Below are 19,259 nucleotides of genomic sequence, written 5' to 3'. Positions count from 1 at the left end.
CGCCCGGGGATCCGTGGGGTGATCCCCTGTGTCGGTCAGAGACTAGAGGCACTTTCCGTATCTCGGCTACGCAGGGCGAACGCCGAGATGGACCACGTCAGGGACGCCCCGGGCAACTCGCACCTCTCTGGTATTTACCCCGGTGAATCCGGCATTCCGGAGAGCCTGTTCAAAGGCGGGGGAGGGCTGCGCGGACCAGACGGCGAGCACCCCGCCGGGGTTCAACCGCCGTACGCAGTGGGCGAGTCCGGCCGGTGAGTACAGTCCGCCGTTGCCCTCGGTGACGGTCCAGTCGGGCCCGTTGTCGATGTCGAGGCAGAGCGCGTCGAAGGTGTCCTGCGCGGTACGTACGTATTCGACCAGATCGGCAGGGATGATCCGCGTACGGGAATCGGACAGAGCCGGGCCGGAAATGGCGCCGAGTGGACCCGCGCGGTGCCAGTCGATGATGGCCTCCTCCCTCTCCACCACGGCGATTTGGCCCCAGCGGGGGTCCTGGGCCGCATGTGCGAGGGAGAAGCCGACGCCGAGTCCGCCGATGAGAACGGAGGGCCGGGAGGCGCCTGGCGAAAGTGTGTCGTACGCCGCATCGATGAGCAGGCATTCCGAGCGGCCGTCCGAAGTGTCCATGAGGAAGCACCCGTTGGCGATGATCTCGAAATGCGCCCCGCGCTGCCGCAGCACGACTTCCCCGTGGGGTCCCTGGCGCCGGTCGAGGGTGGCGATGTCGTCCATGCCGCAGAGGATGCCGCGTCCGGCGGCGCCGCGCACGCGAGTTGGCGGGCCGACGCTCAGGAGGCGTCAAAGGTTGTCCGGTGTGGCGCACGCCATAGACGGGGCAGGAGTCGTTCGCGGAAGGTGGGCCGTTGTAGGGACGTAGACGAGTACGGAACACGGCACACGAAGACGGAACACGGCCGAAGAACGCGGGCGTGGCTTGGTTCGGGACGCGCGCGCCGCGGCCCGGGGAAGGGGCCTCTCCCGGTGCACCCGCTCGACACCCGCCGGTCCGCGGCCCCGGCGGGATCCCCGCCCGCCGCACCCGCGGGCACCGCGGCCGCCGCCGTGCCGGCCGGTCCCCTCGACGCGATGCCCGCGCAGCGCCCGAGGTCCGAGCCCGAAGCGCTGCCCGCTCCCCGGGCCGCCGGTCTGCGCGGCGGGCTCGCCCGGGCCCGGCGGACCCTGCCCTCCCCGTCCGCGACGCCGTTCGCCTTCGGCTACGCCCTGCTGCTCCTGGCGACGTCGCTGTACACCGACTACGGCGACCCGGACACGGTGGACGCGCTGCTCCAGGGGTCGAGCACCGACGTGGCCCACCTCTCCACGGCGCCGGTCCCGACGATCTTCGCGAGCGCGCTGTGGATCGCGGGAGGGATCGCCTCTCCGTACGCGGTGGTGTTCATCTTCGTGCTGGCCGCGCTGGAGCGGCGCATCGGCGGCTGGCGCACGGCGGGCGTCTTCCTGCTCGGCCATGTCGTCGCGACGCTGGCGACCGAGATCCCGGTCGCTCTGTCGGTGCTGGCCGGCCACCTCCCCGAGAGTTCCCTGCACCGGCTCGACTACGGGATCAGCTTCGGCCTGATGGCCACGGTCGGCGCCCTGACCGGGCTGCTCGCGCCGCTCTTCCGCTGGACCACGCTGGCCGTGGTGGCCGTGCTCCTGGTGGACGACCTGCTGGACATGGTCGAGCCGCTGGCGGCCTGGGGGCACCCGATAGCCCTCCTGGTGGGCCTGGCCTGCTGGCCCGCGGTGCGCCGGGCGGGCGCCGGAGTGGCGGGCGGCTGAGCGGCCGCCGGGCGCTCAGTCCTGCGTCGGCCTGAAGTACAGGCTCGCCATGGGGGCGTGCGTGCGCCAGCCCAGTGCGGTGTAGAGGGAGCGGCCCTGCGGGGTGCCCACCAGGATCCCCGTGGTGGCGCCCGCCTCGTGCGCCGTGTTCTGCAGGGTGCGCATGACCAGGCTGCCAAGGCCGCGGCGCTGGTGGTCGGGGGCGGTCTCGATCTGGTCGGCGACGGCCGTCGAGCCCGTCGGCGCGACCTGGCCGCGCGCGGCGAAGTGGCCCTGCGCGGTGCGGACCAGAACCCGTGTGACACCGCCCCGGGTCCAGGACGTGAGCGTGTATCCGGCCGGAACCTCGGGCCGCTCGGCGGTGAGCGGGAGCGTCATCAGGAAGCCCGGCTTGTCGAAGTGCCAGCCCGCGCCGATCCAGGGCCGCACGGTGTCGTCGTCGGCGAACAGCTTCAGCCACGTGCCCGGCGCGCTCGTGGCGGCCACCAGCGCGCGGACGTCCGCCTCGGCGGGGGCGGGAAGCACATGGCGCGACACGTGGTTGGCCTGTCCGGCGTCGATCGTCCAGCCCCACGGCCGGTCGATCGGGTCGGAGGTGCCGCGCGACACGATCCAGCCCTCGATCCAGGCCCGCACGAGCGTCTCGACGGTGGCTCGCTCCGGTGCCGTGGTCGCCGTCGCCGTCATGGTGTGCCCCCTGAGTGGTAATGGATGGATTCAGTGAGAGAACCTTACATTCTGGGGAGCCTGCCGGTGATCGCTCAGAGCGAACACGGCTCGGGGAACATTCCTCGACTCACATGCATTGAGTCGGCATAGCTCAACTTGACTGCCGAAGGGGAGATCATGGCTACCGAGTCCACGGCGTACACACCGTCCAACCTGCCCGTGCTGCCGCTCGACGACGAGGTCGTGCTGCCCGGCATGGTGGTTCCGCTCGACCTGTCCGATGCCGAGGTGCGGGCCGCCGTCGAGGCCGCGCAGGCCGCCGCGCGGCCCGACGCGGGCAAGCCGCAGGTGCTGCTCGTGCCGCGCATCGACGGGACGTACGCGGGGACCGGTGTGCTGGGGACCGTCGAGCAGGTGGGACGGCTCTCCGACGGCGACCCGGGCGCCCTCATCCGGGGCCGCCACCGGGTGCGCATCGGGGCCGGCACCACCGGGCCCGGCGCCGCGCTGTGGGTGGAGGGCACCCGGGTCGAGGAGACCCTGCCCGACCCGCTGCCCGGCCAGGTGACCGAGCTGGTCAAGGAGTACAAGGCGCTGGCCACCGACTGGCTGAAGAGGCGCGGCGCCTGGCAGGTCGTCGACCGGGTCCAGCAGATCGAGGGCGTCTCCGCGCTCGCCGACAACTCCGGCTACTCGCCGTTCCTCACCACCGCCCAGAAGGTCGAGCTCCTGGAGGCGAGCGACCCGGTGGCGCGCCTCAGGCTCGCCACCGAGCAGCTCCGCGAGCACCTCGCCGAGCAGGAGGTCGCCGAGTCCATCGCCAAGGACGTCCAGGAGGGCGTCGACAAGCAGCAGCGCGAGTTCCTGCTGCGGCGCCAGCTCGACGCCGTGCGCAAGGAGCTGCGCGAGCTCAACGGCGACGGCGGCCAGGAGGACGAGAGCGACGACTACCGCGCCCGCGTCGAGGCCGCCGACCTGCCCGAGAAGGTCCGCGAGGCCGCCCTCAAGGAGGTCGACAAGCTGGAGCGCTCCAGCGACCAGTCGCCGGAGGGCTCCTGGATCCGCACCTGGCTCGACACCGTCCTCGAACTGCCCTGGAACGACACCACCGAGGACGTGTACGACATCCGCGGCGCCCGGGCGGTGCTCGACGCCGAGCACGCCGGCCTGGACGACGTGAAGGAGCGCATCACCGAGTACCTGGCGGTCCGCAAGCGGCGCGCCGACCGGGGGCTCGGGGTCGTGGGCGGGCGCCGGGGCGGCGCCGTGCTCGCGCTCGTCGGCCCTCCCGGCGTCGGCAAGACCTCGCTCGGCGAGTCCGTGGCCCACGCCATGGGCCGCAAGTTCGTCCGCGTCGCGCTCGGCGGCGTCCGCGACGAGGCCGAGATCCGCGGCCACCGCCGCACCTACGTCGGCGCCCTGCCCGGCCGGATCGTCCGGGCCATCAAGGAGGCCGGGTCCATGAACCCGGTCGTGCTGCTCGACGAGATCGACAAGGTGGGCTCCGACTTCCGGGGCGACCCGGCGGCCGCGCTGCTCGAAGTCCTCGACCCGGCGCAGAACCACACCTTCCGCGACCACTACCTGGAGGTCGAGCTCGACCTGAGCGACGTGGTCTTCCTGGCCACCGCCAACGTCCTCGAAGCCATCCCGGAGGCCCTGCTCGACCGCATGGAGCTGGTCCGCCTCGACGGCTACACCGAGGACGAGAAGGTCGTCATCGCCCGGGACCACCTGCTCCCGCGCCAGCTGGAGCGGGCCGGTCTCGGGTCCGGCGAGGTCGTCCTGGAGGACGCCGCGCTGCGCAGGCTCGCGGGGGAGTACACCCGGGAGGCGGGCGTACGGAACCTGGAGCGCTCGATCTCCCGGCTGCTCCGCAAGGTCGCGGCCCAGCACGAACTGGGGCAGCGGGAGCTGCCGTTCACCATCACGCCGGACGAGCTGAGGAGCCTGATCGGGCGTCCGCACCACGTGCCCGAGTCCGCCCAGGACCCGGCCGAGCGGCGCACCGCGGTGCCGGGCGTGGCCACCGGCCTCGCCGTCACCGGGGCGGGCGGCGACGTGCTGTTCGTCGAGGCCTCCCTCGCCGACCCGGAGACGGGGGCGGCGGGTCTGACCCTCACCGGCCAGCTCGGTGACGTGATGAAGGAGTCCGCGCAGATCGCGCTGAGCTTCCTGCGCTCGCACGGGGCCGAGCTGGAGCTCCCCGTCGGGGACTTGAAGGACCGGGGCGTGCACGTCCACTTCCCGGCGGGCGCGGTCCCCAAGGACGGCCCGAGCGCCGGCATCACCCTGGTCACCGCGCTGTCCTCGCTGCTGTCCGGGCGGCAGGTCCGTACCGATGTGGCGATGACCGGCGAGGTGTCGCTGACCGGGCGGGTGCTGCCGATCGGCGGTGTGAAGCAGAAGCTGCTGGCCGCGCACCGGGCCGGGATCACGACCGTGGTGATCCCCAAGCGGAACGAGGCCGACCTGGACGACGTCCCGGCGGAGGTCCTGGAGAAGCTGGAGGTCCATCCCGTGACGGACGTGCGCCAGGTCCTGGAGATCGCGCTCTCCCCGGCGGAGGTCGCCGTCGCCGCGGCCGCGTGACGGCTTCGGGCGCGGGGACGGGGGCCTGAGGGCCCCGGTCCCCGCACCCCTCTCAGGCCTGGGTGGCCCGCTCGTACAGCGAGCGGGCCTTCGCGTCGAACAGGACCGCCGTCGATTCGACGTCGGTGTCGCCGCCGCTCAGCACCCCGATGATCCGGCCGAGCCGGTCCGCGCCCTGGTAGCCGACCAGCCAGGGGCTGCCGCTCGTGCCCTCCCAGAAACCCCCGCAGTGCATCAGCAGCATGGCGGCGAGGTCCGGGTCGCGGTGCACGTCGGTGGTGCAGGCGATGGGGCGGTTCTGGGGGTTGTGGTCCTCCAGCGGATAGCCGACGACGGTCACCCGCTGGTCGGGACCCGCGCCCCAGTCCGGCGTCGAGGCGCCGACCACGCTCTGCACGCTGCGGCCCTGGCCGTCCGGCTCGACGGTGAGGAAGGCGTAGTCCACCGAGTCGTCCTGGTCCGAGGTCCACCGGTCGTCGACCTGGACGGCCCGCACCTTCCACTTCCCGTACGGATAGGTCCCCTTGGCGGCGCCGGTGAAGCCGGGCGCGAACTCCAGCGTGCCGGACGCGAAGTCGTTGGTGCAGTGCGCGGCGGTGGCGATCACGTTGCCCCGCGGGCTGTCCACCACGCTCGCCGTGCAGAAGTGGCTGTCGCCGGTGACCAGGACGCCGACGGACGGGGTCCGCTCGGCGGGCACGGCGTTGCTCTGGGTCGCGGACCCCGGGGGAGGGGCGGCGCTCGGCGACTTCTCCGGCTGCGGTGAGGAGGCCGCAGGGCCGCCGCATCCCGCGCCGCCGACCACGACGGCCGCCGCCAGGGCCACCGCCCGCCACACCGCTCCCAACCTGCGCATGCCCCCCATCCTGACTCATGCCGGGGGCGAGATGGGGTCAGGTGTGCGAGAAGTGGTCCGTACGGGCAGATGAAAGGGCCCCCGGCTACGCAGCGCCGGGGGCCCCGCTCTCCGAGGAGGACCGGGTCAGCCGTTGGCGAGCGCCTGGAGCCGGTCGTACGCCCCGTTGAACCGGGAGTGGTCGCCGACCGTCGGGCCGGACGACGTGTACTGCCACATCGTGTAGTAGCCCCAGCCGGCCGGAAGGGTGCCCGGGTCGGTGTTGTAGCGGGCGATCCAGAGCGGGTCGGTGGAGCCGAAGGCCGCCGAGTTGCCGGTGCACTGGCTCCACCAGCTGGCCGCGGTGTAGATGACCGCGTCGCGTCCGGTGCGGGCCCGGTACTCGTTGACGAAGTCGCCGATCCAGCCGACCATCTGGGCCGCCGACTTGCCGTAGCAGGCGTCGCCGTACGGGTTCCACTCGATGTCGAGCGCGCCCGGCAGGGTCCGGCCGTCGCGCGACCAGCCGCCGCCGTGGTCCACGAAGTAGTCCGCCTGGGCGGCGCCGTTCGTCGTGTCCGGGGTCGCGAAGTGGTAGGACCCGCGGATCATGCCGACGTTGTACGAGCCGTTGTACTGCTGGGCGAAGTAGGGGTTGGTGTAGTAGGTGCCTTCGGTGGCCTTGACATAGGCCCAGCGCACCCCGCTGTTCCACAGCGTGGACCAGGCGACGTTGCCGTTGTGGCTGCTGGTGTCGACGCCTTCGGTCTGGGTGGCCAGGGCCGTGCGCGCGTCACGGGGCGGGCCGCCCACCCCGTCGTGCGCCGCCACCCCCATGCCCAGGGTCGCGGAGCCGCGTGCGGGGGTGTCGGCGGCGCCCGACGTGCCGGTGAAGCCGAGGACGAGGGTGAGGGAGGAGAGGAGGATCCCGGCCGCGGTGAGGGGTCCGCGGCGGGCCGTTCCGGATCTGTGCACGGGCATTGCGTGCCTCCGAAAGGCTCGGTGGGGCTGGGGACTTGACGGCCTGGGTCGACATGCCGACGTGTCGCTGTGGACATGTCAGAGACGACGCTACGCACGTAGACCGCTGGCGCGAAAGAGGCTTCAGGTTATGCCGATGGTTCAGACCCTTGGTGGTGGCGACACGCTGCGGGAACAGCGTGGCCCGGAAGAAACTTTCATCCCGCGTTGGCCCCGGCGCCATGACCGCCTTCGGCCGGACCGGGCCCTTGGAGTGCCGGGCGCACAGCATGCTGGGAAATACTGTGCCGTCACGACACACCTACGGCATGGGAGCCGATGTGCACGGTCCGGACCAGGAGTTCCTCGCGCTCGAACGCGAGCTGGCCGTCTTTCTGCGGCGGGCCAGGGCCTCGTCCGGCGAGATGGCCCGCGAGGTGCACCCCGATCTCGAACCGGCGGCGTACGGACTGCTGGTGCGGCTGGACGAGGCCGGGCCGCAGCGGGCGACCGAGCTCGCCGGGTTCTTCGGCGTGGGCAAGGCGACGATGAGCCGCCAGCTCCACGCCCTGGAGGACCTCGGCCTGGTGGCCCGCGAGCCCGACCCGGCGGACGGCCGGGCGTCACTGGTCCGCATCACGGCCGAGGGAACGGCACGGTTCGGCCGCGTGCGCGACGCCCGCCGCGAGCGCTACGTCCGCAAACTGGCCAACTGGGACCGAGCGGAAATCTCCGAACTGGCCCGCCTCCTGCACCAACTGAACGCAGCCGCAGAAAGCTGACCACCGTGCTCCCGCCCCGTCCGCCGGGGATCCAGCGGAGCCCGCACGCGAACGGAGCCCCCGCAGGGAGGGGGCCTGGGCGGGGCCCCGCGGCCCCACGGGACGGAGCCCCCACCGGGGCCCGGGGCGGGGACACGGGGAACCTCTCTTTCCCGTCCGCCGAAACCCCGGTCAGGGGCCGCACGGGGCGGAGCGCCCCCCGGGGTTCGGGGCGGAGCCCGGGGGACCTCTCTTTCCCGCCCGCCGGAAGCCCCCGTCAGGGGCGCAGGGGGCGGAGCCCCCGCTGGGGTTCGGGGCGGAGCCCCGGGAAGGCCTTCCCTCCCACCCTTTCCCCCCAACCCCCGGAGGGTCTCGGGAAGGGGCGGGGTGGGGAAACTACACCTCCACCCACACCACCGTCGCATCGTCATGCCGCTTCCCGCCCCCCAGAAAACCCCGCTCCCCGTCCCCCGCCTCCAACGCCCGCACCCGCTCGATCAACCCCTCGGGCCCCGCCTTGCGGACCAGCGCCACGCAGTCCGCCCACGAGCCCTCGCGGAACGTCTCGACCCACCGCGTCGCCCCGTCCGTCAGGGCGAGCACCGCACGCAGGGGAGCGAGCGGCTCGCGGCCGGTCACGGCGAGGGCGGCCACCGAGGGATCCGCCGCGGCCGTGAAGAAGCCGCCCGCCTTGTTGCGGACCAGCGAGTCGGCGACCGCGTCACTGACCAGGGACGCCCGCGGCACCCGGTCGAGCCGGTCGTCGAGGACCGCCCGCACCGTGCCGTCGGCGCGGGCGAGCAGCAGCGCCGAGTCCGACAGGACGAGGTATTCCAGCTCGGCCTCGTCCCACCGCGCGAGCACCACGGTTGCCTGAGGCGTGCGCGGGTGAGAAAGGTCACACGTGTCGCGATGGGCATCGGCGGTGCGCCGAATGGATTCGGCCAGGATCTCGGCCAGCGTCATATCCCGCCGTGAAGCCGACAGTTCGGTCAGCGCGCCGCCGAGCCGCGCGGTGAACCACGGCACGTCGTGCACGCAGTCGCCGTTGCCGGGCAGCGGCGTCACGCCGTCGAGCACGACGAGCAGGCCGCCCAGGCCCGAAGCGGGCAGCGCGGTGGCCGCCCAGTCCTCGTTGGGGCGGGCGGGGTCTCCGGGAACGGTGGCCAGCTGGATGCGCATGTCGGCCAGTCTGCACGACGCCTTCACGGCCTCTTCATGGCCTCCGCCACCCCGGCGAACGGCCCGTCAATTGGCCTGTACCAGTGGGCGAACCGCACGATCCCGGGAGGAATCAGCCACTCCGCCGAGCTGTGGGCGGGCATCCTGCCAAAGGCCGCGCGGAAGTTCCAACCGGGGGCGAGCACGAGCGGGGCCGGGCATTCCGCGGAAGTTGATGGTCAACTCCGAAGTGATGTTCACTCGTTCAGGTGGCCGAGCAGTGACTACTCGTCATGACCAGTCGTCACCTTGGCTTCCTTGGTGGACTGGCAAACACGAGTGAAGGTTGAGAGCACCGGTGCAGAACAAGCGGCCTCGGGGCAACGACGGCACACGCGCACAACGCACCGTCCGGGTGCGCAGTCGCCTGGTCGTCTCCGTCGCCGTCGTCTCCCTCGTCGTGCTCGGCGCCGGAGCGCCCACCCTGTTCGCGGCCTCCGCGGACCTCACGGACTCCCAGCACCTGGTCACCCTGGCCCAGCTCGACCAGCAGACGATCAGCCTCGCGCACGCGCTCGGCGACGAGCGGGACGGCGTCACGCAGTACGTCGCGGCCGGCCGGCCCAGCGGCAAGGAGGCGGCGCTCAAGGAACCGGCCGCCCGGGTCGACCGGGGCATCGACGAGCTGCGTGCCACCGCCCCGGCGGGCCTCGCGCGTGACCTCGCCACCGTGCCGGCCCTGCGCCGCACCGCGCTCACCGGCAAGGGCACGGCCCTGGAGGCGCAGAAGGCGTACTCCGACGTGATCGCCTCGCTGCTCGCCGTCGCCGACGAGCTCGCCGACCGCACACCCCCGCGCGCCGCCGACGCCGTCCGGGCGCCGGGTGCGCTCGGGCGGGCCGTCGAGCAGGCGTCGGCCACCCGGGGGCTGCTGCTCGGCGCGCTCTCGGTGCCGTCGGGCCAGACCTCCAAGGTGTACGACCCGGTCACCGGCAAGGTCGTACAGAAGGAGAAGGACGACACGGACGCGGGCCGGACGCGGGACGCGCTGAGCGCCGCCGCGCAACAGGCCCACGTGCGCGAGCAGTCCGCGCTCGCCGACTTCGACCAGGCCGCGAGCGCCGCCGCCCGCGACAAGGTCGCCGCCACCGTCACCGGCCCCGAGGTGGAGGCCGCCGACGGCTTCCTCACCCGTCTCACCGACCAGCCCCAGCTCAGCGCCACCGAGCGCAAGTCCGACCCGAACGCGGTCGGCGCCGCGCTCTCCGCCCGGATCGACCGGATGCGCGGCGCCCAGGCGGCGCTGGCCACCTCCGAGGTCAAGCGGTTCGAGCAGCTGCGGGACGACGATGTGACCGCCCTGGAGATCCGGGTCGGGCTGATCGGCGCGCTGCTGCTGCTCGCCATCGGCGTCTCGGCCGCCACCGCCCGCAGCCTGACCCGCCCGCTCGCCGTGCTGCGGCGCGGCTCGGCCCGCCTGGCCGGGGCGCCGGAGTCCCCCGAGAGCGCGGAGCCGGTGCGCTTCACCGGCCGCAACGACGAGTTCGCCGAGGTCGTACGCTCCCTCAACGAGCTGCACGGCAAGCTGGTCGAGCAGCACGCGCGGGCCGGTGAGCTCGGCGAGGACCTCGCCAAGCAGCGCGGCCGACTGGCCCGACTGGCCGCCGAGAAGGACGAACTGCGGGCTCACGTAAGCGAGTTGACCGCCCAGCTGGAGCGGGCCCAGGGCACCGTCAAGCACGCCTTCGTCAACCTGGGGCTGCGCAGCCTCGGCCTGATCGAGCGCCAGCTCGCCGTCATCGAGGGCCTGGAGGAGCGCGAGCAGGACCCGGACCAGCTCGCCGTCCTCTTCAAGCTGGACCACCTGGCCACCGTCATCCGGCGCCACGGCGAGAACCTCCTGGTCCTGGCCGGTACCGAGCACCACCACAACCACCCGGGGCCGGTCCCGCTCGTCGACGTCATGCGGGCCGCGGTCAGCGAGATCGAGCGGTACGAGCGGGTCGTCATCCAGGCCCTGCCGCCGCACGCCCAGGTCGCGGGCTTCGCCGCCGACGACCTGAGCCACCTGGTCGCCGAGCTCTTGGAGAACGCCACCTCCTTCTCCCCGCCGGACGCCCAAGTGGAGCTCTCCGGCTGGCAGTTGGAGGGCGGCGAGATCATGCTCTCGGTGCAGGACGCGGGCATCGGGGTGCCCCCGGAGCGGCGCGCCGAGCTGAACCGCCGGCTCGCCGACCCCGCCTCGTACGAACCCGGAGACCCCGGCACCGAGGGGGGCGGCCTCGGGCTGCACGTCTCGGCGCTGCTCGCGCACCGGCACGGCGTGCGCATCGAACTGCGCGAGCAGAAGCGGGGCGGCGTCGCGGCGGTCGTGGTGCTGCCCGAGGCGATCCTGCCGACCACCCCGCCGGTGGCCGCGCCGCACGTGGTGCCGGAGGCGGGCGACGCCCCGAGGTTCACGCTGCCGGGCGCCCTCGCCGAGGCCAACTCCAACGTGCTGCCGGAACGTACGGAACGCTCCGGCGAGGTGGCCAGGCCCGCCCCCGCCGAACCGGCGCCGGTCGAGCCCGCGCCGCACGGGGGCCCCGCGGCACCGGTCGAGCCCGCGCCGCACGGGGGGCCCGCGGCACCGGTCGAGCCCGTGGCGCACGGGGAGCCCGCCGAGTCCGGCGAACTCCTCGTCGACGAGCCGACCTTCGAGATGCGCCTCCCGGAGCCCCGGCCCGCCGCGGCCGGGCCGCCCGCCACTGAGCCCGGGCCGGAGCCCGAGCCCGAGGCGCCCGAGCCCGTGCAGCGGGTCACGGACAAGGGGCTCCCCAAGCGCACTCCCAAGATCGTGCAGGCAGGACCGGCCAAGGCACAGGAGCGCAAGGGCGGCACCGACGCCGCCGAGGCGCTGCGGCGCAGGCTGGGAGGTTTCCAGCAGGGCGCGAAGGAAGGCCGCCGCGACGTGGCGGCGGAGTTCGAAGAGACCCAACAGCAGGCAGACACGGACACGGGGGAGACAGTCGAGGAGGTACGCAGATGAGTGCGACCGGCACCGGAACCGGCAGGTCCGGCAGCGGCGCGTCCGGCACCGGCACGATCGGAGCGAGTACCGAGGCCCGCAACCTGCAGTGGCTGCTCGGGAACCTGGTCGAGGAGGTGCCAGGGCTCATCTCCGTAGCGGTCGTCTCCTCGGACGGGCTGCTGCTGCTCTCCTCCGACCCGGAGCGGCGCCAGACCACCACCGTCGCGAGGCAGGGCCCGCGCGGGTCCAGCGCCGACCTCGCCACCATCGTCTCCGGCATCGGCAGCCTCACCGTCGGGGCCGCCCGCCTCATGGACGGCGGCCACGTCAAGCAGACGATGGTCGCGATGGAGGAGGGCAGCGTCTTCGTCATGGCCATCAGCGACGGCTCGCTGCTCGGCGTGCACGCCACCCCGGACTGCGACATGAGCGTGGTGGCCTACCACATGGCGCTCTTCGTGGGCCGCGCCGGACACGTCCTGACCCCCGAGGTGCGCAGTCAGCTGCGCCAGTCGATGGAGGCCGCCCGATGACCCCGCCCGCAGCGAAACCCGCGCGGCTCCCGGTGCGCGGCGCCGACCGGAAACCCGCCCGCGTCCGCCCGTACTCGCTGACCGGCGGCCGCACCCGCTTCGGCCACGTCCTGCTCGTCGAGACGTTCGTCGCCGCGATCGAGGCGCCTCCCGAGCGCAAGGAGCTCGGCGGCAGCACGCACCGGGTCATGCCCGAGATGCGGGCCATCGTGGAGATCTGCCGCGCCATGCGCACGGTCGCCGAGATCTCCGCGCTCCTGAAGATGCCGCTCGGCGTGGTGCGCGTGCTGCTCAGCGACCTGGCCGACCAGGGAAGAATTCGTGTGTACGGCACCGGGCACGGCCAGGGCCAGCCGAACCGCGCACTGCTCGAAAGGGTGCTGAGTGGACTCCGCCGCCTCTGAACTGCTCGTCCCGGACGAGGAGTTGATGCCCTGGCAGCAGGACCGCAGTCGGGCCCCCATCGCGACGAAGGTCGTGGTCGCGGGTGGTTTCGGGGTGGGCAAGACCACCTTCGTCTCGGCGGTCTCCGAGATCACCCCGCTCCAGACCGAGGCGGTGATGACCCAGGCCAGCGAGGCCACCGACGACCTGTCGGCGACCCCGGACAAGCTGACGACCACCGTCGCGATGGACTTCGGCCGCATCACCCTCGACGACGACCTCGTCCTGTACGTGTTCGGCACCCCGGGCCAGCAGCGGTTCTGGTTCATGTGGGACGACATCGTGCGCGGCGCGATCGGCGCGATCGTGCTCGCCGACACCCGGCGCCTTTCGGACTGCTTCCCCGCGCTCGACTACTTCGAGAGCTGCGGGCTCCCGTACATCGTGGCCGTCAACCACTTCGAGGGCACCGAGTCCTTCGAGGCCGAGGACGTGCGCGAGGCGCTCACCGTGCCGCCGCACATCCCGGTGGTGATCATGGACGCCCGCAGCCGGGTCTCGGTGATCGAGTCCCTCCTCGGCCTCGTGGCGCACGCGCTGGAAGCCTGCCCCGAATAGACCCCGCCCCCCACGGCTCGCTACGCACTCAACGGAGAACGTCCGCATGCGGAGAATACTGATAGTCGGAGCCGGCCAGTCCGGCCTCCAGCTGGCCCTCGGACTGCAGGCGCAGGGCTACGAGGTCACCCTGATGTCGAACCGCACGGCGGACGAGATCCGGTCCGGCCGGGTCATGTCCACCCAGTGCATGTTCCACACCGCGCTCCAGCACGAGCGTGACCTGGCGCTGAACTTCTGGGAGTCCCAGGCCCCGCTGATCGAGGGGGTGGGCGTCTCGGTCGCCGCCCCCGACGCCTCCCGCGCCGTCGACTGGGTGGGCAGGCTGGACGGCTACGCGCAGTCCGTGGACCAGCGGGTCAAGATGGCCGGCTGGATGGAGACCTTCGCCCAGCGCGGCGGACAGCTGGTCATCCACGGTGCCGCGGTCTCCGACCTGGACTTCTTCGCCCGCACCTACGACCTGGTCCTGGTCTCCGCGGGCAAGGGCGAGCTGGTCTCGATGTTCGGCCGCGACGCGTCGCGCTCCCCGTACGCCGAGCCGCAGCGCGCGCTCGCCGTCTCCTATGTGCACGGCCTCGGCCCGCGCCCCGAGCACCCCGAGTTCGACGCCGTGCGCTGCAACCTGGTGCCCGGCGTGGGCGAGCTGTTCGTGATGCCGACCCTGACCACCTCGGGCCGCGCGGACATCCTGTTCTGGGAGGGCGTCCCCGGCGGCCCGATCGACGTGTTCAACGGGGTGACGGACCCCGCCGAGCACCTGGCGCTCACCCTGGAGCTGATGGAGAAGTTCCTGCCCTGGGAGTACGCGCGGGCCACCAAGGTGGAGCTGACCGACGCGGGCGGCACCCTCGCGGGCCGCTACGCCCCCACCGTTCGCAACCCGATCGGCCGGCTGCCCGGCGGCGGCCTGGTGCTGGGCGTCGCGGACGTGGTCGTGGCGAACGACCCGATCACCGGCCAGGGCTCCAACTCGGCGTCCAAGTGCGCGGCCTCGTACCTCTCCTCGATCGTCGAGCACGGCGAGGCGGAGTTCGACGAGGCGTGGATGCGCTCGGCCTTCGACCGCTACTGGGACACCGCCCAGCACGTGACGAAGTGGACCAACGCCATGCTCGGGGTGCCCCCGGAGCACGTCCTGAACCTGATCGGTGCGGCCGGACAGCTCCAGCCGGCCGCCGACCGCTTCGCCAACGGCTTCAACGACCCGGCCGACTTCGAGAACTTCTTCTACGAACCCGAGAAGACGGCCGCCTACCTCGCCGAACTGACGGGTGCCCAGGGTTAGTTGGAGCCCGACTCCTGAGAGTTCCCCGTGTCCACCCCCACCGTCGCGCCCTCCGGGAGCTTCGGGGGGTGGTACGCGGACAGCGGGGTCAGCGGGGCCGCCGCCGGGTCCGGGCGGACCGCGCCGAGCAGGGGGTTCGCGGCGATGGGCGAGACCTTGACACGGGCGCCGGGCCGGGGCGCCTGCACCACCAGGCCGTCGCCCAGGTACATCGCCACATGGGTGGCCTTGGGGAAGTACACGACCAGGTCGCCGGGGCGCAGCGAGGTCAGCGGCACGCGGGGCAGCTCCGCCCACTGCTCCTGACTGGTGCGCGGGATGGCGCGGCCCGCGTGCGCCCAGGCCTGCGAGGTCAGCCCCGAGCAGTCGTAGGACTCGGGTCCCTCGGCGCCCCACACGTACGGCTTGCCGATCTGGTCGACGGCGTAGGTGAGCGCCCGGTCGCCCTCCGGCGAGGGAGCGCGGCTCCCGCTCAGCGCGCCCGAGGAGAGCAGGCTCTGCTGCGCCCGTTCGGTGCCCTGCTCTTCCAGACGGCTGAGTTCGGCCAGCTCGTCGGGGGAGAGGCCGGCCAGGAGCTTCTCCACCTCCTTGAGGCGCAGCTCGACTTCGTCCTTCGCCCGCTGCTGCTGTTTCGCGAGCGCCTGCTGCTCTTCGAGCGCCTGGCGCGAGGCCCGCGCGAGCTCGGCGGCCTGCCGTTCGCCGCGGGCCAGCCGGTTCAGTGCCGCCTGCCGCTCACCGGCCGCGCGGTCCAGGACGTGGCGCTGGTCGAGCGCGCTCTGCGGGTCGCGGGCCAGCAACAGTCGGAGGTAGGGGGAGAGTTCGCTGCGGCCCTGGTACTGCTCGCGGGCCAGCCGTCCGGCGTCGCGGCGGCTGCGGGCGAGCGCGGTGCGGGCCTTGTCCAGCGAGGCGGCCAGCTTCTTCTCCTCTGCCTCGCGCCGCTTCAGCTCCACATCGGTGGTCTTGTACGCCTCGGTCGCCTCCTCCGTCTGCCGGTACAGCGTCTGGAGCTGGGTGAGCAGCGCCCTGGCCGAGGCCTCGGGCGGCTGGGCGGGCAGGACGGACGAGGACTCGCCGGGCGGCTGGGGTGCGGCCATCACCGGCCGGCCCACCACGGCCGTCACCAGGGCCGCGGCGACGGCCACCGCGCACGCCCGGCGCACGCGAGCTGACATGTGCTCACCTCCGGTACGGAGCCGGTCCCTCCGGCCCCATCGGATCGTGGCACGCGTCCGGGCGACATTCCCCGCGGGAGAAGTGAACGGGGTATTCGGCTCACTCGTGCGGCGGCAGCCCGGTGCGGGGGCTTGCGCCGCCGCTCTTCCTCGTCCACGGCCAGCGGCGCGGCTCGCGGCCCTCGGGCACATAGGTGTACTTCCAGCCGCGCGGCAGCCCGAGCCGCTTGGTGTGGGTGGCGGGTTCCAGGCGGTAGGCGTACACCGTCGCCAGGCCGCCGTCCGCGTCCGGCACGGGCACCTCGTACCACTGCGGCGGCTTGCCGGTCGGGCCGGTCAGTACCGGCAGGACGCGCCCGTCGAGGGGGCCGCCCACAAAGAGGGTGTTCTCGCTTCGCACCCCCCAAGTCTCACAGCAGGTGGGCCGCCTCGCTCACCACGGGTATCACCCGGCGGGCCAGCACCCCGGCCGGGCCCTCGGCGGGCTCGTGGGCCAGCGCCCCGCGCACCACGGCCGCGGTCTGCTCGTCGGTGGCGGCGGTGGCGGTGAGCAGCGCCACCAGATGGTCCACCAGCCAGTCGCGCAGCTCGGGCAGCGCGGGCTGCTTGTCCTCGTCCAGCCAGATGAGGGAGGCCGCCTCCACCGCGGCGATCCAGGTGCGCACCATCATCCGGAGCCGCGGGCCCGGCTGCTCGACCCGCAGGTGGACCAGGATCTGCTCGGCCGCGGCCCGCCGCACCTCGTCGACGATCGCCGTGGTGCGCGACGTCTCGGCCACGCTGCCGCCCTGGAGCAGCGCCGAGAACCCCGCGTCGTGCTCGTCCACGAAGGCGAGGTAGCGGTCCAGGGCCCGGGTGAGCCGCCGGGTGAGCGGGCCGCTCTGCGCCTCGGCGAAGCACAGCTCCAGCTCGTCGGCGGCCGAGCGCAGCGCCGCCTCGTACAACTGCTGCTTGCCGCCCGGGAAGTAGCGGTACACCAGTGGCCGCGAGACCCCGGCGGCCTCGGCCACGTCGTCGATCGAGACGTCCTCCGGCGCCCGGTGCGCGAAGAGCGACAGCGCCGCGCCGAGGAGCTGGGTGCGGCGCTCCTCGACGCTGAGCCTGCGGTACGCGGGGGTGGCGGCGGGTGAGGTCATACAGGCAGCGTAATCCCCAGGTCCGGGGTTTACGCCAGGAGTCCGGAGCTCTTCCAGAGCCGCCTGCTCACGCCGTTCATCACGCCTATGTCGTCGAGGAATTCGGTCAGGCGGCCCGCGCCGCTCTGCATGACCTCGCGGCGGTGGCCGCTCGCCTTCACCTGGGCCACGGCCTCGCGGCGGTCCAGGCCGACGTTCTCGTACACCTGCGGGTTGACGAAGCAGGTGGCGAAGACGCGGGCCGCCTCGCCGCAGCTGAGCCGGGTCAACTCCCGTTCCCAGCGCGGCGCGGACACCATCTGGCGGCGCAACTCCTCGCGGGCGTAACGGACATGGCGGGCCTCCTCGACCACGTGGATGCGGGTCACGCCGCGCACGATGCTCTGGACGCGCTCGTCCGGGAAGGTCAGGCGCTGCATCCAGTCGAGGATCTCCTCGCCGAGCAGGGTGGCGGCGAAGGAGCCGGGCGTGGTGGAGACGGTCTTCAGGACGCGGGCGAGGTTGTGGTAGACGCGCGGCACCCGGTACGTCGGTGCCCCGCCCTTCTTGATCATGCGGGCGAACATCATCGAGTGGCGGCACTCGTCGGCGATCTCGGTGAGCGCGTAGCGGACGTGGTTGCTGGTGAGGGACTTGTCGTAGATGTGCCGCACGAGCAGCTGCATCAGGATGATCTCGAACCAGATGCCGAGCGAGGCGAGCGAGGCGGCCTCGTGGCGGGCCAGGTCCATGCGCTGTTCCTCGGACATCTTCCGCCACAGCGGGGTGTCGTACAGGGAGAGCAGCTCCGGCGGCCAGAACCACTTCCCGTCCTCGATCGGAGCGTCCCAGTCCAGCTCCTGGTCGGGGTCGAAGGAGTGCTTGGCGGACGATTCGAGCAGCCGCTCGGCGACCTGCTCGCGGTCCCTGAGCAGGCCGAGTGCGTCGCGGAGCGCATCGCGTTCGGTCACGGTGGTCATGGCTGGGGCACCTCGTGGCTGGGTTACCTGCGGTCGCCTCTTATGAGACTGCTTGTCAGCAAGCCCGTCAATCCCTTGCGCGCGACTTGTTGACCCCGCGTCTACCACCGTGTGAACCTGCCAACTGCACAGCAGTGTGCAGAAGTTGAGCCGATGGACCATGCCGTCCGCGAGGCGAAGGAGCCGCACGTGTCGACGCACGACCTCTATGTGAAGGCCCCCCAAGAACCCCTGTGGCAGGTGCCGGCCTCCGGCGCCGCCCGCTTCAACTGGGACTACGACGACGGGCGCGACCGGCTGCTCGCCCTCTACCAGAAGGGCAAGGACAAGCAGTGGGACGGCGCCAGGCGCATCGACTGGGACCTGGAGGTCGACCCCTACGACCCGCTGGGCACCCCGGACGAGGCGATGACCCTGTACGGCACCCCGTACTGGGCCAAGATGACCGACCGCGACAAGGGCGAGCTGCGCAAGCACTACACCGCGTGGCAGTTCAGCCAGTTCCTGCACGGCGAGCAGGGCGCGATGATCTGCGCGGCCCGCATCGTGGAGTCCGTGCCCGACCTGGACGCGAAGTTCTACTCGGCGACCCAGACCATGGACGAGGCCCGGCACGCCGAGATCTACGGCCGCTTCCTGCACGAGAAGCTCGGCATGCTCTACCCGATCAACGACAACCTCCAGGCACTGCTCGGCGACACCCTGCGCGACTCCCGCTGGGACATGCCCTACCTCGGCATGCAGGTCCTGATCGAGGGCTTGGCCCTCGCCGCCTTCGGCATGATCAGGGACACCACGGACAAGCCGCTGCCCAAGCAGATCCTCGCGTACGTCATGCAGGACGAGGCCCGCCACGTGGCCTTCGGCCGGATGGCGCTGCGCGACTACTACGCCCAGCTGTCCGACGCGGAGCTGCGCGAGCGCGAGGAATTCGTCATCGAGGGCTGCTACCTGATGCGCGACCGGCTGCGCGGGGTGGAGGTCCTGGAGAACTTCGGCATCCCGAAGAAGGAGGCCGAGGCGCTGAGCGAGGAGAGCGAGTTCCTGCACCTGTTCAGGAAGCTGCTCTTCAGCCGCATCGTGCCGTGCGTCAAGGACATCGGCCTGTGGGGCGAGCGTCTCCAGAAGGCGTACGTCGACATGGGCGTCTTCGACCTCGGCGACTCCAACCTGGACCTCCTGATGACCCAGGACGAGGAGATCGCCGAGCAGCTGGACAAGGAGCGGTTCGCGGCCGAGGAGGCGGCCCGGGTGGCCGAGGTGGAGGGGGCGATCGAGGAGGGCGAGATCGAGGAGGCCGCGTCCTGACGCACGGGCGCCGGTCGCGCCGTCGGTCGTCAACGGCGCGGCCGTCCTTCATCTGTTTGTGTGGCGCGTCCGGTAATCCCCCTGGGTA

18 protein-coding genes are annotated in these 19,259 nt (G+C 72.4%); 9 read left to right on the top strand and 9 right to left on the bottom strand.

The genetic code is table 11. The annotated features are described in order from the left end of the window. Positions 1-66 precede the first annotated feature (66 nt). Positions 67-735: a spermidine synthase family protein gene (locus tag AC07F3_RS20435; protein ID WP_479115901.1), complete on the bottom strand. Its 669-nt coding sequence runs from the start codon at positions 733-735 to the stop codon at positions 67-69. A gap of 249 nt (positions 736-984) precedes the next feature. Here AC07F3_RS20435 and AC07F3_RS20430 point away from each other — a divergent pair, with 249 nt between their 5' ends. Beyond that, a complete protein-coding gene (locus AC07F3_RS20430) occupies positions 985-1,785 on the top strand; it encodes a rhomboid-like protein (RefSeq protein WP_479115900.1) in 801 nt (266 codons plus the stop codon). 15 nt (positions 1,786-1,800) lie between these two features. Here AC07F3_RS20430 and AC07F3_RS20425 read toward each other — a convergent pair whose 3' ends face one another. Then, the gene (locus tag AC07F3_RS20425; protein WP_479115899.1) at positions 1,801-2,472 is read right to left on the bottom strand and encodes a GNAT family N-acetyltransferase; all 672 of its coding nucleotides are present in this window, start codon (positions 2,470-2,472) and stop codon (positions 1,801-1,803) included. A 159-nt stretch (positions 2,473-2,631) separates the two neighbouring features. Here AC07F3_RS20425 and lon point away from each other — a divergent pair, with 159 nt between their 5' ends. After that, a complete protein-coding gene (gene lon / locus AC07F3_RS20420; protein WP_479115898.1) occupies positions 2,632-5,046 on the top strand; it encodes an endopeptidase La in 2,415 nt (804 codons plus the stop codon). Between the two features lie 52 nt (positions 5,047-5,098). Here lon and AC07F3_RS20415 read toward each other — a convergent pair whose 3' ends face one another. Both AC07F3_RS20415 and AC07F3_RS20410 read right to left on the bottom strand, forming a co-directional pair. Continuing rightward, on the bottom strand, positions 5,099-5,902 hold the full coding sequence (locus AC07F3_RS20415; protein ID WP_479115897.1) for a trypsin-like serine peptidase: 804 nt from the start codon (positions 5,900-5,902) through the stop codon (positions 5,099-5,101). A 126-nt stretch (positions 5,903-6,028) separates the two neighbouring features. After that, the gene (locus tag AC07F3_RS20410; protein WP_479115896.1) at positions 6,029-6,862 is read right to left on the bottom strand and encodes a lysozyme; all 834 of its coding nucleotides are present in this window, start codon (positions 6,860-6,862) and stop codon (positions 6,029-6,031) included. Positions 6,863-7,170: 308 nt separating this feature from the next. Between AC07F3_RS20410 and AC07F3_RS20405 the strand changes: the two genes are divergently transcribed. Further along, positions 7,171-7,623: a MarR family winged helix-turn-helix transcriptional regulator gene (locus tag AC07F3_RS20405; RefSeq protein ID WP_114041413.1), complete on the top strand. Its 453-nt coding sequence runs from the start codon at positions 7,171-7,173 to the stop codon at positions 7,621-7,623. Positions 7,624-7,998: 375 nt separating this feature from the next. Here AC07F3_RS20405 and AC07F3_RS20400 read toward each other — a convergent pair whose 3' ends face one another. Then, positions 7,999-8,784, bottom strand: a complete 786-nt coding sequence (locus tag AC07F3_RS20400; RefSeq protein ID WP_479115895.1) for a hypothetical protein — start codon at positions 8,782-8,784, stop codon at positions 7,999-8,001. A 337-nt stretch (positions 8,785-9,121) separates the two neighbouring features. Here AC07F3_RS20400 and AC07F3_RS20395 point away from each other — a divergent pair, with 337 nt between their 5' ends. Genes AC07F3_RS20395 through AC07F3_RS20375 form a run of 5 tightly spaced genes read left to right on the top strand, consistent with a single transcriptional unit; the run spans position 9,122 to position 14,596 of the window. Further along, positions 9,122-11,791, top strand: coding sequence for a sensor histidine kinase (locus AC07F3_RS20395; RefSeq protein ID WP_479115894.1), 2,670 nt, complete (start codon positions 9,122-9,124; stop codon positions 11,789-11,791). Then, positions 11,788-12,306: a roadblock/LC7 domain-containing protein gene (locus tag AC07F3_RS20390; RefSeq protein WP_479115893.1), complete on the top strand. Its 519-nt coding sequence runs from the start codon at positions 11,788-11,790 to the stop codon at positions 12,304-12,306. Before AC07F3_RS20395 ends, AC07F3_RS20390 begins: the two co-directional genes overlap by 4 nt. Next, positions 12,303-12,710 (top strand): DUF742 domain-containing protein, encoded by a 408-nt coding sequence (locus AC07F3_RS20385; protein ID WP_479115892.1) that lies wholly within the window; start codon positions 12,303-12,305, stop codon positions 12,708-12,710. The genes AC07F3_RS20390 and AC07F3_RS20385 overlap by 4 nt, the downstream gene beginning before the upstream one ends. Further along, positions 12,691-13,308 carry a GTP-binding protein gene (locus tag AC07F3_RS20380; protein WP_479115891.1) on the top strand — a complete coding sequence of 206 codons (618 nt, stop codon included), beginning with the start codon at positions 12,691-12,693 and terminating at the stop codon, positions 13,306-13,308. The genes AC07F3_RS20385 and AC07F3_RS20380 overlap by 20 nt, the downstream gene beginning before the upstream one ends. 46 nt (positions 13,309-13,354) lie before the next feature. Next, complete coding sequence (locus tag AC07F3_RS20375) at positions 13,355-14,596, top strand: styrene monooxygenase/indole monooxygenase family protein (RefSeq protein WP_479115890.1); 1,242 nt, start codon at positions 13,355-13,357, stop codon at positions 14,594-14,596. On the opposite strand, the gene AC07F3_RS20370 is transcribed toward AC07F3_RS20375, so the two are convergent. The 4 genes from AC07F3_RS20370 to AC07F3_RS20355 all read right to left on the bottom strand — a co-directional run bounded on the left by AC07F3_RS20370 (position 14,593) and on the right by AC07F3_RS20355 (position 17,863). Further along, entirely contained in the window at positions 14,593-15,768 is a 1,176-nt protein-coding gene (locus tag AC07F3_RS20370) for a C40 family peptidase (protein ID WP_479115889.1), read from the bottom strand. The two genes, AC07F3_RS20375 and AC07F3_RS20370, sit on opposite strands and share 4 nt — an antisense overlap. 100 nt (positions 15,769-15,868) lie before the next feature. Further along, entirely contained in the window at positions 15,869-16,168 is a 300-nt protein-coding gene (locus AC07F3_RS20365) for a hypothetical protein (protein WP_479115888.1), read from the bottom strand. Positions 16,169-16,178: 10 nt separating this feature from the next. Beyond that, positions 16,179-16,904 carry a TetR/AcrR family transcriptional regulator gene (locus AC07F3_RS20360; protein WP_479115887.1) on the bottom strand — a complete coding sequence of 242 codons (726 nt, stop codon included), beginning with the start codon at positions 16,902-16,904 and terminating at the stop codon, positions 16,179-16,181. A gap of 29 nt (positions 16,905-16,933) precedes the next feature. Next, on the bottom strand, positions 16,934-17,863 hold the full coding sequence (locus tag AC07F3_RS20355) for an AurF N-oxygenase family protein (RefSeq protein ID WP_479115886.1): 930 nt from the start codon (positions 17,861-17,863) through the stop codon (positions 16,934-16,936). A gap of 189 nt (positions 17,864-18,052) precedes the next feature. Between AC07F3_RS20355 and AC07F3_RS20350 the strand changes: the two genes are divergently transcribed. Further along, the gene (locus AC07F3_RS20350; protein ID WP_479116262.1) at positions 18,053-19,171 is read left to right on the top strand and encodes a ferritin-like domain-containing protein; all 1,119 of its coding nucleotides are present in this window, start codon (positions 18,053-18,055) and stop codon (positions 19,169-19,171) included. Positions 19,172-19,259: the final 88 nt, after the last annotated feature.

This window comes from Streptomyces sp. NPDC045846 (assembly GCF_056431605.1).
The sequence above is the reverse complement of the archived record's forward strand: the minus strand, read 5'-3'. Positions and strand labels throughout refer to the sequence as shown.

Coding starts and splice junctions, on each gene's coding strand:
- AC07F3_RS20405 (WP_114041413.1), top strand. CDS start 7,171: ATGGGAGCCGATGTGCACGGTCCGGACCAGGAGTTCCTCGCGCTCGAA.
- AC07F3_RS20425 (WP_479115899.1), bottom strand. CDS start 2,472: ATGACGGCGACGGCGACCACGGCACCGGAGCGAGCCACCGTCGAGACG.
- lon (WP_479115898.1), top strand. CDS start 2,632: ATGGCTACCGAGTCCACGGCGTACACACCGTCCAACCTGCCCGTGCTG.
- AC07F3_RS20390 (WP_479115893.1), top strand. CDS start 11,788: ATGAGTGCGACCGGCACCGGAACCGGCAGGTCCGGCAGCGGCGCGTCC.
- AC07F3_RS20355 (WP_479115886.1), bottom strand. CDS start 17,863: ATGACCACCGTGACCGAACGCGATGCGCTCCGCGACGCACTCGGCCTG.
- AC07F3_RS20385 (WP_479115892.1), top strand. CDS start 12,303: ATGACCCCGCCCGCAGCGAAACCCGCGCGGCTCCCGGTGCGCGGCGCC.
- AC07F3_RS20415 (WP_479115897.1), bottom strand. CDS start 5,902: ATGCGCAGGTTGGGAGCGGTGTGGCGGGCGGTGGCCCTGGCGGCGGCC.
- AC07F3_RS20400 (WP_479115895.1), bottom strand. CDS start 8,784: ATGCGCATCCAGCTGGCCACCGTTCCCGGAGACCCCGCCCGCCCCAAC.
- AC07F3_RS20360 (WP_479115887.1), bottom strand. CDS start 16,904: ATGACCTCACCCGCCGCCACCCCCGCGTACCGCAGGCTCAGCGTCGAG.
- AC07F3_RS20435 (WP_479115901.1), bottom strand. CDS start 735: ATGGACGACATCGCCACCCTCGACCGGCGCCAGGGACCCCACGGGGAA.
- AC07F3_RS20370 (WP_479115889.1), bottom strand. CDS start 15,768: ATGTCAGCTCGCGTGCGCCGGGCGTGCGCGGTGGCCGTCGCCGCGGCC.
- AC07F3_RS20410 (WP_479115896.1), bottom strand. CDS start 6,862: ATGCCCGTGCACAGATCCGGAACGGCCCGCCGCGGACCCCTCACCGCG.
- AC07F3_RS20375 (WP_479115890.1), top strand. CDS start 13,355: ATGCGGAGAATACTGATAGTCGGAGCCGGCCAGTCCGGCCTCCAGCTG.